The sequence below is a fragment of the Ectothiorhodospira haloalkaliphila ATCC 51935 genome (genome assembly GCF_000633935.1).
Lineage (GTDB): Bacteria > Pseudomonadota > Gammaproteobacteria > Ectothiorhodospirales > Ectothiorhodospiraceae > Ectothiorhodospira > Ectothiorhodospira haloalkaliphila.
On sequence record NZ_KK214996.1, the window covers coordinates 782527 to 798441 of the forward strand.

Consider the following 15915-nt stretch of genomic DNA (forward strand, 5'->3'; position numbering starts at 1 on the left):
ACATCCATGGGCATCGAAGGACTTCCCTGGTCCGTGGGAGGAGGCATGAACATATCACCGCCGGGCATGGCTTTGAAGGGCAGACCAATGGCATGAAAAAAGCCCTTTAAAACCCTTCAAAAATGCGTCCCGAAGCGTTATGGTGGCGCCCGTTCCCGGAGGGATGCGAACCCTGGCCCCTGGCCACCCCGTCCGCATCCCCGTGCAGGTTGAAAACCCTGCCCGGGGGCCTTTGTGAGGCAATAGAGGATTCACCTCTCGTATGGACAGTTGCAGTACAAACGGCACACGCGCGGCGGCCCTTCCGGCCTTGCCCAGGATGGTGTGCAGCGTCCATCGGGACGAGCGCCCCGCAATGGTCATCTGACCTTCCCGGGCCCTCCCCCAGGCGCCGCCATCCGGCACGCACGGGAGAGCCCGACACCCGACTTCGCGTCCCCACGCCCGGCCCGGCCGGTCCCGTGGGGGTACGGCATTGATGTCGGGATCATCTCTCCCCACCCTCCGCCCGTTGCCATATCCGCCAGACCGCGCAGCACGCCCCCGGGCAAGAAGGAAACGATGAGATGACCGAGATGATGACCAAGGCCAATGACCACTTCGAAACCAGCCGCAACCAGGCCATCCACTGGATTGATGAGCGCCAGGACCCCGCACTGCAGACTGTGGACCGGGCCGTTAGACAAGGGCATTACCAGACTGCCCGTACCCGGTTTCTGAAACTGGCCGAGTCATCCCAGATCGGTGTTCTCCAGCACATCCCCCAGCAGGATGCCGTTCGCCTGGCAGGCGGCTTGCCCACCTACACCGTCGCCCGCCTGTTCGAGCGCCTGCCCCGTCATCTGGGTCGTGCCATCGTGCAGTCCCTGCCCGAGGGCAAACGCCAGGGCGTGGTGGTCATCCTCAACCATCGCCGTCACGACCCCCGCAACCTGCAGAGACGCCAGCTACAGGGCTGAAGCCCCTGCCCCCTGCGAGGCCAGCGCGGTAAACCCCGAGTGGCCCCGCAGGAGGCATACCCCATGCCCATGGGTTATCCTTGGCATCATCACCAAGGACCCGGCCCCGCTTCCACGTGAACCAAGCGACCCTCCCGGTGTCCGATGGAAAAGGATCCTCAATCGCCCCATGACACCCGCCCTCATCCCTGAAGTCTCCATCCATCCCTCGCGACGGCCACGCCCCAGGACCCGGCTGACGTCGGCGTTCGCGGCCGTGTTACTGCTGGTGATGGCGTCGAGTGCCTGGGGCAGCCCCAGGGTGGAGATCTCCGGCGGCGACAGTGAAATTCGGGATAACATTCGCGCCCACCTGGGTCTTGCCCGCGAGGGATGCGACCTGCCCCCCTGGCGGGAACGCCCGCTGGTGCGGGCGGCCCGGGAGGATGCCCGCAACGCCTTGCGAGCCCTGGGGTATTACAGCCCGGAGATCGACATTGATTTCCAACGCATCGACGACTGCTGGCGACTGAACGTCCGGGTGGACCCGGGTCCGCCGGTACGCATCCGTTCCATGGATGTGGCATTGACCGGTGCCGCCAGTGAGGATTCGGCCTTCCAAGAGTTCCTGGGCAACCTGCCCCTGCGCGAAGGCCAGCGCCTGCGCCACAACCAGTACGAGCAGATCAAGAGTGGCCTCAACCGGCTGGCATCCTCCCGTGGCTATTTCTATGCCCGGTTCACCACCACCCAGATCCGGGTTCAGGTCAGCGAGCAGGCCGCCGATGTGGTGGTGCACATGGACAGCGGCCCCCGTTACCGCTTTGGCCCAGTCAGCGTGGAGCAGGACATCCTCCACGATGAACTGGTCCAGAAGTTCGTACCCTTCCAGCAGGGCAGCGACTTTGAGAGTCGACGCCTGATCCAGCTGCAGCAGGCCTTCATCGACAGCGGTTATTTCTCCGATGTGCGCGTGGATACCCACCCGGAGGATGCCGAAGATCTGGAAATCCCCATCACGGCCACCCTGGGCGCCCGCAACAAATGGTCCTATCTGGCTGGCGTGGGGGTGAGCACGGACATCGGCCCCCGGCTGCGCCTCGGCCTGGAAAACCACCGAGCCAATCTGTCCGGACACCGCTATGGTGCAGACCTGGAACTGTCACCGGTGCGCTCCAGTATCGGCCTCAACTATCAGATCCCCCTGGGGGACCCGGCCCGGGAACGACTGGATCTCACCGCGGGCTTTCAGACCGAAAGTACCGACACCGCCGACGGTGACCTGTTCACCCTGGGGGTCGCCCACATCCGGCAAAGACCCTCGGGCTGGACCCATACCCGCTTCCTGCGCTACGAGCACGAGGACTACAAGATCTCCGACACCCGGGGCACCTCAAGGCTATTGACCCCCGGTCTGGAATGGTCACGCATCCAGGCGGATCACCCCATCTTCCCGCGCCAGGGCTGGCGCCTGAGCGCCAACGTGCGTGGCGCATCCGAAGACCTGCTCTCCACCGTCACCTTCGGCCAGGCCACGGGCCGGGCCAAGTTGATCACTCCCCTGGGCCAGGGACGCCTGCTCACCCGGGCAGATGCCGGCACCACGGCAGTGGATGAATTTGCCGAGCTGCCCAGTTCCGTGCGGTTCTTCGCCGGCGGCGACAACAGCGTGCGCGGCTACGGTTACCAAAAGCTGGGGCCCACCAATGATGACGGCGAGGTGATCGGTGGACGGCATTTCTTCACCGCCAGCGTGGAGGCCGAATATCCCATCGTCGGTCAATGGAGTGCCGCCGTGTTCGTGGACGGAGGTAACGCCTTCGAGCGCCTGGACGACTACAACGCCAAGTACGGCGTCGGGGCCGGTGTACGCTGGCGCTCGCCCATCGGGCCGATTCGTGTGGATATCGCCCATCCCACCGATGGCGATGACAACTTCCGGCTGCACCTGACCATGGGAATGGATCTGTGATACGACGCGCCCTGATCAGCTTCGTCGTGGTGCTGTTGCTGCTGGTGGCCCTGATCACCGGCCTGGTGACGGCCCTGGTGGCCACCGAACCCGGCGCCCGCCTGGTGGTCAAGCAGGGCGTGGGCTTCGTGCCGGGGGAACTGCGCATCGAACAGGTGAGCGGCACCCTGCTCACCGGCCTGCGGGCCGAGGGGGTGGTCTACACCCACGAGGCCCTGAACGCGTCCCTGGAAAGCCTCGACCTGCAGATGGAACTGCTGCCCCTGACCGGTCTGGCAGTGCATATCAATGCACTGGATGCCCAGGGCCTGGAGCTCACTCTCACACCGGATCCCGACGCGCCACCGCCGGACCCGGATGCGCCCTTCACCCTGCCCGATGCCATCCCCATGCCGGTCACGGTGGATCTGACCCAAGGGGTGATTCAGAACATCCGCTTTCGCACCCAGGAGCAGGCCGAACCGATCCTCGTGGATGAGGTGCGCCTGACCCTGCACCTGGATGCCGAGCGTGCCCTCATCCGTGATCTGAACGCCCAGACGCCCGACATTCAGGCCAGGGCCTCCGGTCGCGCGGCCCTGGCCCAACCTTACCCCCTTGCCCTGTCGCTGGACTGGCAACTGGATCTGCCCGAGGCCGCCCGGGAGCTCTTGCCGGACGAACCCGCCCGCGGGCGACTGGCCCTGGAGGGAGATCTGGACAGCCTGACAATCCATCATCGGTTGCTGGGTCCGTTGTCCCTGGTCAGCGCGGGTCGCATCAATCAACCGATCACCGATCTCAATCTTGACCTGACCCACCAGTGGGAACCCTTCGAGCTGGATCTGGCACCCGAACAGCGCCTGTCCGTGGCCTCGGGCACCCTCACCACGCGAGGTGGTCTGGAGGCTTATGAACTGGGTCTGAGCGCGGCCCTGCAGGTCACCGACCTGCCCGCTGCAAACCTGGCCCTCGCCGCCGATGGGAACCTGGAATCCCTGAATCTGGCCCCCCTGTCCGTGACCAGTCCGGCCGGCAACCTGGAAGTGGCCGGTCGCCTGGGCTGGGTCGACGCCCCGGACTGGGCACTACAAGTTCGTGGACGGGACCTGAATCCCGCTGAGTTCGTGGCGGACCTGACCGGCCGCCTCAACCTGGACCTGCACACCCGGGGGCGCCTGGATCCGGAACAGGGGGTGGTGGCGCAGGTGGACCTGCAGCGTCTGGCGGGTCAACTGCGTGACTATCCCGTGACGGGCCAGGGGCAGGTAGCCATCGAAGGCACTACCCTCAACACCCCCGGCTTGAGACTGGGCGTGGGCGAGAACCGCCTGAGCACCCGCGGTCGGGTGAGCGACACCCTGGCACTGGACTTTGATCTCAATGCCCCGGACCTGCCTGCTCTGTGGCCGGGACTGGAAGGTCGGGTGAACGCCAGCGGACAGGTGAGCGGCCCCCTGGAGGCCCCGGTGGTCTCCACCCGGGCAGACATCCGCGACCTGGGCCTGGGGGATCTCTCCCTGGCTCGACTGGATCTGGACCTGGAGGCCGGGGTGAGTCCCGACAGCCCCCTGCGCCTGGACCTGGAGGCTCGCGACCTGCGGCTTGGGCAGGACCTGGAACTGAGCAGCCTCAGCCTGCAGGGCAGTGGCACCGCGCAGGCCCATGAGATCAACCTGGACCTGGAGGCGGATCAGGGCCAACTGGGGCTCACCCTGGAAGGCGCCCTGGACGAGGGCCCCGCCTGGGCGGGCCAGCTCACCCGCCTGGATCTGGATCAGCCCCAGGCAGGTGCCTGGCAGCTGCAAACCGCCGTAGGCCTCCATGCCTCTCCCCATGCGGCAGGCCTGGAGGACAGCCTCTGCCTGGCACAGAACGAGGGTCGCCTGTGTCTGGACGGCCACTGGTCCGCCGAGGCGGGGGCCGCAGCCGACCTGCAACTGACCGAGCTCTCCCTGCAGATTCTGACCCCCTTCCTGCCCCCCAACCTGCGGATTGACGGCTCGCTGGGTGCCACGGCGAGCCTGCGCCTGGACGATCAGCTATGGCTCGAGGCACGGGTGGAGCCCAGCGCCGGAGAGCTGCGTCTGCGGGACCTGGACGACGAGGAACACATCATCCCCTACCAGGACGGCCAGGTGGATCTGCTCGTTGAGGACCGGGACATCACCGCGCGCCTGGCACTGGGCTTTCTGGAGGGCGGACAGGTTGACGGCCGACTGGACGCCCGTCAACGGGACGACGGCGACCTGGACCTGGACGGCGACGTCCAGGTGGCCCTGGACGAATTCCGCTGGCTGATGCCGCTGGTTCCCCAGGTGACAGACCCCGGTGGGCGCCTGCGTGTGGACCTGACCGTGGGCGGCACCACGGCGGATCCCCGCATCGAGGGCCTGCTGACCCTCACCGAGGGCACGGCCTTCATCACCGAGGCGGGCATCACCGTGGAGGCCCTGAATCTGGAGCTGCGCAACGAGGGCCTGGAACGCCTGGTGTTCGCGGGTGACATGCGCTCCGGCCCCGGCGCCCTGGAGGTGGATGGCGAGGTGCAGCTGGCCGACGGGGACATGCCCATCATCATCAACGTGCGCGGGGATCGTTTCCAGGCCGCGCGTCGCCCCGATGTGCAGGCCCTGGTCAGCCCGGATCTGCGCATCACCCTCATCGGCCAGCGGGCCATCGTCACCGGTCAGGTGGAGATTCCCGAAGCACGAGTGGAACTGGTGGAACTGCCGCCCCAGGCGGTGTCCGTCTCCCGGGACGAGCTGATCCTGGATGACGAGGAAGAGGCGGGTGAGGCGCTGGTGGTGATCGCCCGGGTGCGGGTCATCCTGGGAGATGACGTGCGCATCAGCGGCTATGGCCTGGAGGCCCGCCTGACCGGCGACATCGCCGTGCAGGACTCGCCGGGAAGGCCCACCAGACTGGTGGGCGAAGTGCGCGTGGCTGAGGGCCGCTACAAGGCCTACGGACAGGACCTGACCGTGGAACGGGGCATCATCGTATTCCAGGGTCCGCCGGAGAACCCGGGGCTGAACATCCGGGCGTCCAGAAGTGTGCCCGCCTACGACGTGGTCGTGGGGCTGGAGATCGGTGGCACCCTGGAAGAGCCCCGCTCACGGGTCTTCTCGGAGCCCCCCATGGAGGACAGCGATGCCCTGGCCTTTCTGGTGACGGGGCGCCCCCTGTCGGGCGCAGGCGAGGGAGAGGCCACCGACATCGTGTCGGCGGTGGCCATGTTCGGCATCGAAAGAGGTGGCTTCATCACCGACCGCATCGGTCAGGAGGTGGGCCTGGACGAGTTCACCGTGGACACGGGCACAGAACTGGAGGATTCGGCCCTGATGATGGGCAAGTATCTCTCGCCGCGCCTGTTCCTGCGCTACAGCGTGGGCCTGTTCGATCGGGTGAATACCGTCATGCTGCGTTACCAGCTCACCCGTACCCTGAGCCTTGAAACCCGCTCCAGCAGCGAGGCCCAGAGCATGGACCTGCTCTACCGGCGCGAGCGTTGACCCAGGCCCCTGTTACCCCGCGCTGAGCGGGAGTAGGCTGGGTGCAAGCCCATCGATCAAGGCCCTGCCATGGCCCAGCTCACCTTCCTGGGCGCCACCGGCGAAGTCACCGGCTCGCGCTACCTCATCGAGACCGAAACCACCCGTCTGCTGCTGGAGTGTGGCCTGCAGCAGGGCGGACGCCAGGCCGGCGAGGCCAACCAGGCCTCCCTCAAGGCATTGGCCGACAGCGTGGATGCGGTCGTCCTCTCCCATGGCCACCTGGACCACGCCGGCCTCCTGCCCAAGCTGGTGAGGGATGGTTACCGGGGCCCCATTTACTGCACCACCGGCACCCGGGACCTGTTGCACATCATGCTGCGGGACTCCGCGCATGTCATGTCCAAGGATGTGGAATGGGAGAACAAATGGCGCCAACGCGCCGGCAAGGATCTGATCGAACCGCTTTACAACATGGACGATGTGGAAGCCGCCCTGGACCAGTGTTGCGCCGTGGACTATGGCCACCTGCAGGCGGTGGGCAAGAACATCCAGCTCAAGTTCCACGATGCCGGACATATCCTGGGTTCGGCCATCGTCGAGATGGTCCTCCAGGACGGCGGGCGCTCCCGTCATCTTGTCTTCTCCGGAGACCTGGGCAATCCGGACTCGGTGCTCATGAACACGCCGGCCCGGCTCACCCATGCCGACCTGGTGATGCTGGAGAGCACCTACGGCAACCGGGATCACCGCCCTCTTGAAGAGACCATCGAAGAACTGGCCGGCATCCTGAAAGAGGCCCATGAGGCCGGCGGTAACGTGCTCATCCCCGCCTTCGCCGTAGGTCGCACCCAGGAGGTGCTCTACCACCTGGGCCGACTGCATCATCAAGGGCGCCTGCCTCAGCAGAAGGTCTTTCTGGACAGCCCGATGGGCATCCAGGTCACGGAGCTTTACGCCAGACGCCGCAAACTGCTCAATGGCGCCGACATGGATGAACTGGACCGGGCATCAGGGGGCGATCTCCAGCGTTATCTGCCCCAGTTGCAGTTCACCCGACGGGTGGAAGAATCCATGGCCATCAACCAGATCACGGGGGGCGCCATCATCATAGCCGGTGCCGGCATGTGCAATGGCGGACGCATCACCCACCACTTCAAGTACAACCTGTGGCGCCGCCAGACACACCTGGTCATCGTCGGCTTTCAGGCACAAGGCACGCTGGGACGAAAACTGGTGGACGGAGCCAAAAGGATCAAGGTGCTCGGCAACGAGTTGGCGGTGGCCGCCAAGGTCCACACCCTGGGGGGGCTGTCCGCCCATGCCGGGCAGTCGGCTCTGCTGGACTGGGCCGGGGCCTTCAAGAACCAGCCGGTGTTCCACATGGTGCACGGGGAACCCGAGGCCCGGGAGGCGCTTGCGGAGGCCCTGCGCACCCGGGCCAAACGCGATGCCCGGGTGCCGGAGTTGGGACAGACCGTGGAGATCTGACCTCAGCGCTTGAGCTTCAACTGGGAAAGATCACGCACTGCGCCCTGTGAGGCCGAGGTGGCCATCAGGGCATAGGCCTGCAGGGCCTGGCTCACCACCCGCTGGCGGCTCACCGGCTGCCAGGCCCGCTCCTCGCCCAGGGCCTCCATGGCCTGGCGCCGGCGATCCAGCTCCGCATCCTCCACGGCCACGCGGATGCTGCGTGCCGGGATATCGATCTCGATGGTATCCCCCTCTTCCACCAGACCGATTGCACCCCCCTCGGCTGCCTCCGGAGACACATGGCCGATGGACAGTCCCGAGGTGCCACCAGAGAAGCGGCCATCGGTGATCAGGGCACAGGCCTTGCCCAGTCCCTTTGATTTCAGGTAACTGGTGGGATAGAGCATCTCCTGCATCCCTGGGCCACCCTTGGGGCCCTCATAGCGGATGATCACCACATCCCCTGCCTTGATCTGATCCGCAAGGATGGCCTCGACCGCCGTATCCTGACTCTCGAACACCCGCGCCGGACCGGAGAATTTCAGGATGCTCTCGTCCACACCCGCGGTCTTGACGATGCAGCCGTCCAAGGCCAGATTACCCGCCAGTACCGCCAGCCCCCCGTCCCGGGAATAGGCGTGGGCCACATTGCGGATGCAACCCTGTTCGCGATCCAGATCCAGGTCGTCCCAGCGTTTCGACTGGGAGAAGGCCTCCTGGGTGGGCACCCCGCCCGGGGCCGCCAGGTAACGCTCCCGGGCCACTTCCGATCGGGTGGTGCGTGCCACATCCCACTCATCCAGGGCCTGTCCCATACTGGGACTGTGCACCGTGGGCACCTCCGTGTGGAGCAGACCACCTCGCTCCAGTTCGCCCAGGATGGCCATGACCCCGCCCGCCCGGTGCACATCCTCCATGTGGTACTTCTGGGTGGCCGGGGCCACTTTGCAGACATTGGGCACCTTGCGTGAGAGCCGGTCGATGTCCTCCATGGTGAAGGGCACCTCTCCTTCCCGGGCCGCCGCCAGCAGGTGCAGGACCGTGTTGGTGGAACCGCCCATGGCGATATCCAGGCTCATGGCATTCTCGAAGGCCTTCATGCTGGCGATGGAGCGGGGCAGCACGGAGTCATCGTCACCTTCGTAGTAGCGCCGCGCCAGATCCACCACCTGACGACCGGCCTGCAGGAACAGATCCCGACGACCCGAATGGGTGGCCAGCAGGGAGCCATTGCCCGGGAGCGACAGGCCCAGGGCCTCGGTCAGGCAATTCATGGAATTGGCGGTGAACATGCCCGAGCAGGAGCCGCAGGTGGGGCAGGCGGAGCGCTCATATTCCATCACGCTCTCATCGCTCTCCCCAGGCGTGGCCGCTGCCACCATGGCATCCACCAGGTCCAGGCTGATCACCTGCTCGCCGCGGCGCACCTTGCCCGCCTCCATGGGGCCGCCGGAGACGAACACCACAGGAATGTTCAGACGCATGGCGGCATTGAGCATCCCCGGGGTGATCTTGTCGCAATTGGAGATGCACACCAGGGCATCCGCGCAGTGGGCATTCACCATGTACTCCACCGCGTCGGCGATCACCTCCCGGGAGGGCAGGGAATAAAGCATGCCGCTGTGGCCCATGGCGATGCCATCGTCCACCGCAATGGTGTTGAATTCCTTGGCCACGCCACCGGCCTTCTCGATCTCCCGCGCCACCAGTTGTCCCAGGTCCTTGAGGTGGACGTGCCCGGGCACGAATTGGGTAAACGAGTTGGCGATGGCGATGATCGGCTTGTCGAAGTCCCCGTCCTTCATGCCGGTGGCGCGCCACAGGGCGCGGGCCCCGGCCATGTTGCGTCCGTGGGTGGTGGTGCGAGATCTGTACTGGGGCATGGGGTGATTCCGAAGATTGTTGCTGATGGCGCACAGTCTACACCGGCACCCGACCCGTTCCGAGTATCTGCAACGGTAACAAGGTCGGATCGCCCCGTGGAGCCTTCGCCGGGAGAAGCCTGAAAGGCCGGGGCTGATCATGCCGGCAGCAATGGCTGAATCGTCAAAATTCTTTACAGCACACGCCAGGATGCATACCCAAAAAACGCTCAACACTCTGATTTCATTAGCAACTCAGTTTACGGCACGAGATATGCTGATCAAGTTAAGGATAAGCGGATTGCAGGCAATCAGGCGTGGACTCAGGTGCGATAAAAGCACACCGACTTCTTTGGGTGGACCTCTCGGAACACACAGAGCCACCTGATCTGACGAATTCCTGGGAGATCCTGGTGGTCCCCTGCCTCGCCGAGGCGGAAGCAATCCTCAGGGACCCCAGCGTGATGATAGGGGTATTCCCGCTCAGGCAGGATTTGCTGAACCAGTTGCCCGCCCTCGAGCGTTTCCTGCAACAGCATGGTACCCGGGAGTGGATTGCACTGGTGGAACCAGACCTGCTCTGGGACCCGCGTGTTCGCGAGATCCTGCGCCACTGGTGCTATGACTTCCACTCCCTCCCGGTGGATACCTATCGCCTGGAGGTGGTGCTGGGGCATGCCTTCGGCATGGCTGAGCTGCTCATGCACTCCGACGTGCACTGCAACTCCCTTGATCAGAAGGACCCTCTCACCGGCGAGAGTCCACCCATGGATCAGATCCGCCGCACCATCTCCAAGGTGGCCCGCGTCGCCGCCCCGGTGCTGATCACCGGTGAGAGCGGCACTGGCAAGGAGCTGGCGGCCCGCGCCGTGCACGAGGCCTCCCCCCGGGCAGGCCGCCCCTTCGAGGCCATCAACTGCGCCGCGGTGCCGGCCTCGCTCATTCAGTCGGAGCTGTTTGGGCACGAGCGCGGGGCCTTCACGGGCGCCCATCGCACCCGAGGTGGCCGGGTGCAGTCTGCCCATGGTGGAACCCTGTTCCTGGATGAGATCGGTGACCTGCCCCTGGAGGTACAGGCCTCATTGCTCAGATTCCTGCAGAACCAGACAGTGCAGAAGGTGGGTAGCGATCATGAAGAGAAGGTCGATGTGCGCGTCGTGGCTGCGACCCATGTCAACCTGACGGAGGCAGTGAAGGAAGGGCGATTCCGGGAGGACCTGTTCTATCGCCTGGACGTCCTGCACTTCGAGATGCCACCCCTGCGGGAACGGGACGGGGATGGCGTATTGCTGGCTCATCACTTCTTTCAGGCCTTCGCACGCGACCGCAACGCCCGCGTGAAGGGTTTCAGCGCGTCCGCCCTGGAAGCCATCCGCCAGCACCACTGGCCCGGCAATGTCCGGGAACTGATCAATCGCGTGCGGCGCGCCATGGTGCTGTGCGAGAACCGCTTCATCCAGCCCGAGGATCTGGGGCTCGAGGACGCACTGGAGAACACCCTGCCCCAGGCCTCTCTGGAGGAGGTGCGGGCAGAGGCGGAACGCGCCGCCATTGTCCGCGCCCTGCGGGCCTGCGAGGGCAACGTCTCGGCGGCTGCCCGTCGCCTGAACGTCTCGCGCATCACACTCTACCGTCTGGCTCGACGTCACGAAATCTCCCTGCAGGGGCAAGCGGCAATCAAGAGCTAGAGACCCGAACGGCAAGGCAAACACGGCATCGCTCAACGTGCCCGCTCAATAACTGCCGCACTGAAGCATCCATACAAGGGAGCCCATAGGTCATGAGATTCACCCGCAAACGCCTGGCAATTGCCTGCTCCACTTTGCCACTGCTGCTGACTCAAGCAGCCTGGGCCCAGGGACAGCCGCCAGAAGAGGTGGGTGAGAGGCCGCCCCAGGAAGAGGCCCAGCCGGACGTGGCGGCGGTGTTCCAGGAGCGCGGTCTGCTCACCCCCAAGGGGGGCTGGGTGGTGGAGCCATCGCTGCAGTACGTGCACAGTTCATCCACCACGGTGGCCATCGACGGGTTCACCATCCTGCCGGCCATTGCCATCGGCCTGATCGACCTGACCGAAGTCCAAAGGGACACGCTCACCGCAGCGCTTTCCTTCCGCTATGGCCTGTCCAATCGCATGGAAGTGGGTATTCGCATACCTTACGTCTGGCGGGATGAATCGCTGCGTCGGCGGGAAGTCCTGGTGGGCACCTCTGCCGAACAGGTCACGGGTTCCGATGGCCATGGCCTTGGGGACGTGGAACTGGCCCTGCACTACCAATTCAACCGGGCCGTGACGGGCAAGCCGTTCTTCATCGGCAACCTGCGCGTCAAAGCCCCCACGGGCACCTCCCCGTTCGATGTGGAACGCGAGCTCATCCTCGACGATGATGGGCGCCCCATCACGGAAATCTTCATCGAACAGCCCACCGGCTCGGGTTTCTGGGCCGTCCAGCCGAGCCTGACCATGACCTACCCCACCGATCCGGCCGTGATCTACGGCAACATCAGTTACCTGTGGAACGTTGAGCGCGACGTGGGCAACGATCTGGGCAAAATCAACCCGGGGGATGCCCTGGGAATGAGCATGGGCGTGGGTATCGCCCTGAACAACCGGACTTCCATCAGCCTCGGCTACGATCACAGCATGGTCTTCAAGACCCGGTATGAAAATGCACCACCGCTGGACCCGGCCTTCGACCGCATACAGGTGGGGACCTTCCTCTGGGGTTTGTCACACAGAGTGTCCGACCGCACCAGCATGAACCTGTCGGTGGGCATAGGAGCTACCTCGGCTGCGCCCGATACCCAGATTACACTTCGCTTGCCCATGCGTTTCTGAGGGTTTGAATCGGCTCAGTAGCCCCTCAGCCCCTGGATCATCTGGGCGTCCAGCATGCGGCGCATCTCCATGCGGTTGAAGTTCACGCCTGCCATGTCCACGTTCAGGATGGTCTGGTTGCTGATCACCTGGTGGTTCAATTGATTCTGGACGACGGTATTCCAGCCTGGACCCGACAGGGCATGAACCGACACCCCATCCAGGGTGTTGCGGATACGCAGGCTACCCGGAGCCGCATTCATCCCGGTTCCAGAGGGATCCATGAGTACCGTGCGTGCCACAACCTCCCCATTGATCGCCGTGGTGCGCTCGATACCCAAGGCCAATTCAAAACCACCGCGCTGAATCAGCCCACCCCGCTGATCCGCCAGTTCATGATCCGGCACGACCGCCCAGGCCATCATCTCCAAAGGGTCACCCGTGCCGGCAGGGTCCGAAGGATAAGACCATTCACCCTGAGCCATCGAGAGGGTCGGCAGCACGCTGCCCATCACAAGGCTCAGACACAAAAAACGCATCCAGAGCCCCGAAGCACGAGGCGGTGTATCGACCCGCTCGAAAGATAGCGCTTCCATATCTGCCTGTACCTCGGCCTACCAGTCGGAGTGACGTGGCAATGCCAGGATAAAATCCGCCAACCCATTACGTGCCAGGGCGGTACCATAGGGGGGTGCCGCCAAGGATTCCCAGGCCACCGGGGCGTTGAAATTCGCCCGCCCCAGGTCCAGCTGGTCACGAATCAGAAACAGAATGTCGTTACTGCGAATGGCCTCGAATTCGGCGCGACTGTAATCGGTCACACCCAGTGCGGGGTCGCCCACCAGAACACGGTCCCCCTTGATCCCCTTGACCACGACGAAATGACGGTAGCCCTCGATGTCCACCAAGGCGATGGCCGGCACACCCACTTCCTCCAGCGTTTCCAGAGGAAGCCGAAAGCCATCTGAAGCGATTCCCAGGCCCGCCAGATAGCGCTTCATGTCCAGCATGGAGAAACCCTGCTCACGAATCCGGGCCTGATCCCCCATTTCATACATGGCCTCGAAAGTGTCACGCTCCTGGGTGGGACGGTCGTAATGGTAGGTCAGCAGGGTCGCCAGGGCTGCCGAGCCGCAGCTGAAGTCATACTGCTGGCGCACCACCGTCTTGAAACGCATCCCCTGCAAGCTGGTCACGGTCATCTCGTGACTGCCCATGGCGCCCGGAACATGCACCATGCCCGTGGCATGACCGTGCGACGGGGCCATCAGCGCCCATCCACCCCAGACCAGGGCCACCACACCGATGATGCTCGATCCACGCGACGACATGACGGAGTCACGGCGCCATGTTGAGGTTGATGACGGTTGAATCCTGGATGATCACGTTATGACCAGAGTTCTGGATCACCGTGCTGATACCCTGGGCATGCGCCAGTGCGCCCGGAGCCAGGATGTTGTCGCCGCTGACTCCCCGCTCGATGTAAGTATTGGACATGTAGGCATTGGAGGTCACCCGGGTCATCTGCAGGGTACCCACATCACTCATCGCGCGCTCCCCTTCCAGTTCCGCATCCGACAGCGCTCCCTCAAGTGCAGCGAAGTCCCCGGCAGCTGGCAGCGCGATCACGCAAAGCCAGGTGCCGACCACGAGGCAGGCACCCAGACGCATTGAATATCGCCCAAGAACGGATTGACTGCTCATCACGCGTTCACCCCTGTAACTCGGTGGACGATGACGGCGGCGGGCAACACGCCCGCCGCCGTCCCCAACACACGGTCAGCCTAACCGTGGTTCATCAGTTGCCATTGCCGTTGCCCAGGCCCAGATGCGCCTGCACGGAGACCTGCTGCTGAACCAGACTATTGGTACCACTGTTTTGGGCCACCTGCGTGACACCCGCCGAGTTACTCACGCCACCCTCGCCGATGTAGTTGTACGCCGTGTAGGTGGTCTCGGCATCGATATTGAGCCCGGTGAAGCTCACGCTGCCACTCAGGTCATTCTCGGACACCACCATGGTCTCGACGTTGAATGAATCCGTCACACTGTTGTCGATGTTGTTGGTGGTGTTGGTGGTGGTGTGCTGGCTGTTGTCCGAATTATCATCATTCGAATCCGTCCAGCTCATGTTTGTATTGAACGAATCATTGTTGCTGTAATCGGAATTGTCATCGTTTGAATCGGTCCAACTCATGTTCGTATTGAACGAGTCATTCTTACTGCTGTCGGAATTGTCCGCATAATTATGGGAATCCGACGTATTGTATGAATCGTTGGTGCTGTTATTGGAGTTATCATCCTTCTCCATACTGCTGCTCCAGTTGCTCTCGCTGGTGCTGCTGTAGTTCTGGGAGTCGTTGATGCTGTTATTGGAGTTATCGTCCTTCTCCATACTACTGCTCCAGTTGCTCTCACTGGTGCTGCTGTAGTTCTGGGAGTCGTTGATGCTGTTGTTGGAGTTATCATCCTTGTTAAAGGAATCGTTCACGCTGTTATTGGAATTGTCGTCCTTCTCCCAGTTGCTGGTCCAGCTGCTCTCGCTGGAGCTGCTGGAGTTGTAGGAGTCGGCCATCGCCTTGTTGAACGAATCGTTGGTGCTGTGATTGGAGTTATCATCCTTCTCCATACTGCTGGTCCAGCTGCTCTCACTGGTGCTGCTGGAGTTATTGGAATCGGTCCAGGACTTATTGCCCGAATCAGAAATATCGGAGCTCCAGCTACTTTCCGAAGAAGCATTCCAGCTGCTCTCCTTGTTCGTATTATGAGAATCGCTGTAACTGGTATTACCGGAGTCAGCCACAGAGGAACTCCAACTGCTTTCCTTGTTGGTATTATTGGAATCCGCATAGCTCGTGTTTTTGGAATCGGCATAGCTAGCGTTGCCCGAGTCTGCGGTGGAACTGTTAAAGGACGAATCCAGCCCACTGTAGGCACTCTGTCCACCGAATTCCCCTTCGCCCGCGTTACTGGCGCCCCCCGGAATACCATCTTCAGCCCAGGCAGGCGCAGCCACACCCAATGTCATGGCAACAGCAGCGCAGATTGCAGTCTTCTTGAAGTTCAACATCGATTCTTCCTCCTCAACGTATCGACGGTCCCCCTGCGGGTATCCCATGAACCCCGGGTCCGCGATGAAGAGCAATTGCAACCATCGAGCCAACAACAAAAAACCCCGCAAGATCTGCAGGTTGGGACACATGACACATTTCTGATGTGGGCTGCGATACACTTCGAGTAACCAAAAGTGTTTCGAGCCTGATACATTCAACAACATATAAAGCTCATTTCAGGCCGCGGATGCGCAAGGGCACTGACCTTGGGCTATGCGGAGCCGGGTGTATCAATATGGAAACACGCTGCACACGAACCCACACCTGAT

At 63.3% G+C, this 15915-nt stretch carries 11 protein-coding genes; 6 read left to right on the top strand and 5 right to left on the bottom strand.

All coding sequences use genetic code 11. The features are described from left to right. The first annotated feature begins 566 nt into the window (after positions 1 to 566). From ECTHA_RS17170 to ECTHA_RS0105550, 4 genes are all read left to right on the top strand, one after another. Positions 567 to 959, top strand: a complete 393-nt coding sequence (locus ECTHA_RS17170) for a hypothetical protein (RefSeq protein ID WP_025282822.1) — start codon at positions 567 to 569, stop codon at positions 957 to 959. A gap of 169 nt (positions 960 to 1128) precedes the next feature. Continuing rightward, positions 1129 to 2910, top strand: coding sequence for an autotransporter assembly complex protein TamA (locus ECTHA_RS0105540; RefSeq protein ID WP_084306723.1), 1782 nt, complete (start codon positions 1129 to 1131; stop codon positions 2908 to 2910). Beyond that, entirely contained in the window at positions 2907 to 6404 is a 3498-nt protein-coding gene (locus ECTHA_RS0105545; RefSeq protein WP_025282824.1) for a translocation/assembly module TamB domain-containing protein, read from the top strand. Before ECTHA_RS0105540 ends, ECTHA_RS0105545 begins: the two co-directional genes overlap by 4 nt. A 69-nt stretch (positions 6405 to 6473) precedes the next feature. Continuing rightward, entirely contained in the window at positions 6474 to 7874 is a 1401-nt protein-coding gene (locus tag ECTHA_RS0105550; RefSeq protein ID WP_025282825.1) for an MBL fold metallo-hydrolase RNA specificity domain-containing protein, read from the top strand. Positions 7875 to 7876: 2 nt separating this feature from the next. On the opposite strand, the gene ilvD is transcribed toward ECTHA_RS0105550, so the two are convergent. After that, complete coding sequence (ilvD, locus tag ECTHA_RS0105555; protein WP_025282826.1) at positions 7877 to 9739, bottom strand: dihydroxy-acid dehydratase; 1863 nt, start codon at positions 9737 to 9739, stop codon at positions 7877 to 7879. A 335-nt stretch (positions 9740 to 10074) separates the two neighbouring features. On the opposite strand from ilvD, the gene ECTHA_RS0105560 reads away from it, so the two are divergent. Continuing rightward, positions 10075 to 11406 carry a sigma-54 dependent transcriptional regulator gene (locus ECTHA_RS0105560; protein WP_275259721.1) on the top strand — a complete coding sequence of 444 codons (1332 nt, stop codon included), beginning with the start codon at positions 10075 to 10077 and terminating at the stop codon, positions 11404 to 11406. Positions 11407 to 11498: 92 nt separating this feature from the next. Continuing rightward, positions 11499 to 12554 carry a transporter gene (locus tag ECTHA_RS0105565; protein ID WP_025282828.1) on the top strand — a complete coding sequence of 352 codons (1056 nt, stop codon included), beginning with the start codon at positions 11499 to 11501 and terminating at the stop codon, positions 12552 to 12554. A 14-nt stretch (positions 12555 to 12568) separates the two neighbouring features. Here the strand turns inward: ECTHA_RS0105565 and ECTHA_RS0105570 are convergent, their stop codons facing one another. From ECTHA_RS0105570 to ECTHA_RS0105585, 4 genes are all read right to left on the bottom strand, one after another. Further along, a complete protein-coding gene (locus ECTHA_RS0105570) occupies positions 12569 to 13129 on the bottom strand; it encodes a hypothetical protein (RefSeq protein WP_128571961.1) in 561 nt (186 codons plus the stop codon). An 18-nt stretch (positions 13130 to 13147) separates the two neighbouring features. After that, a complete protein-coding gene (locus tag ECTHA_RS0105575) occupies positions 13148 to 13864 on the bottom strand; it encodes a C39 family peptidase (RefSeq protein WP_025282830.1) in 717 nt (238 codons plus the stop codon). A gap of 7 nt (positions 13865 to 13871) precedes the next feature. After that, a complete protein-coding gene (locus ECTHA_RS17175) occupies positions 13872 to 14237 on the bottom strand; it encodes a hypothetical protein (RefSeq protein ID WP_128571962.1) in 366 nt (121 codons plus the stop codon). 94 nt (positions 14238 to 14331) lie between these two features. Then, positions 14332 to 15603 carry a hypothetical protein gene (locus tag ECTHA_RS0105585; protein WP_128571963.1) on the bottom strand — a complete coding sequence of 424 codons (1272 nt, stop codon included), beginning with the start codon at positions 15601 to 15603 and terminating at the stop codon, positions 14332 to 14334. Between the last annotated feature and the right edge of the window lie 312 nt (positions 15604 to 15915).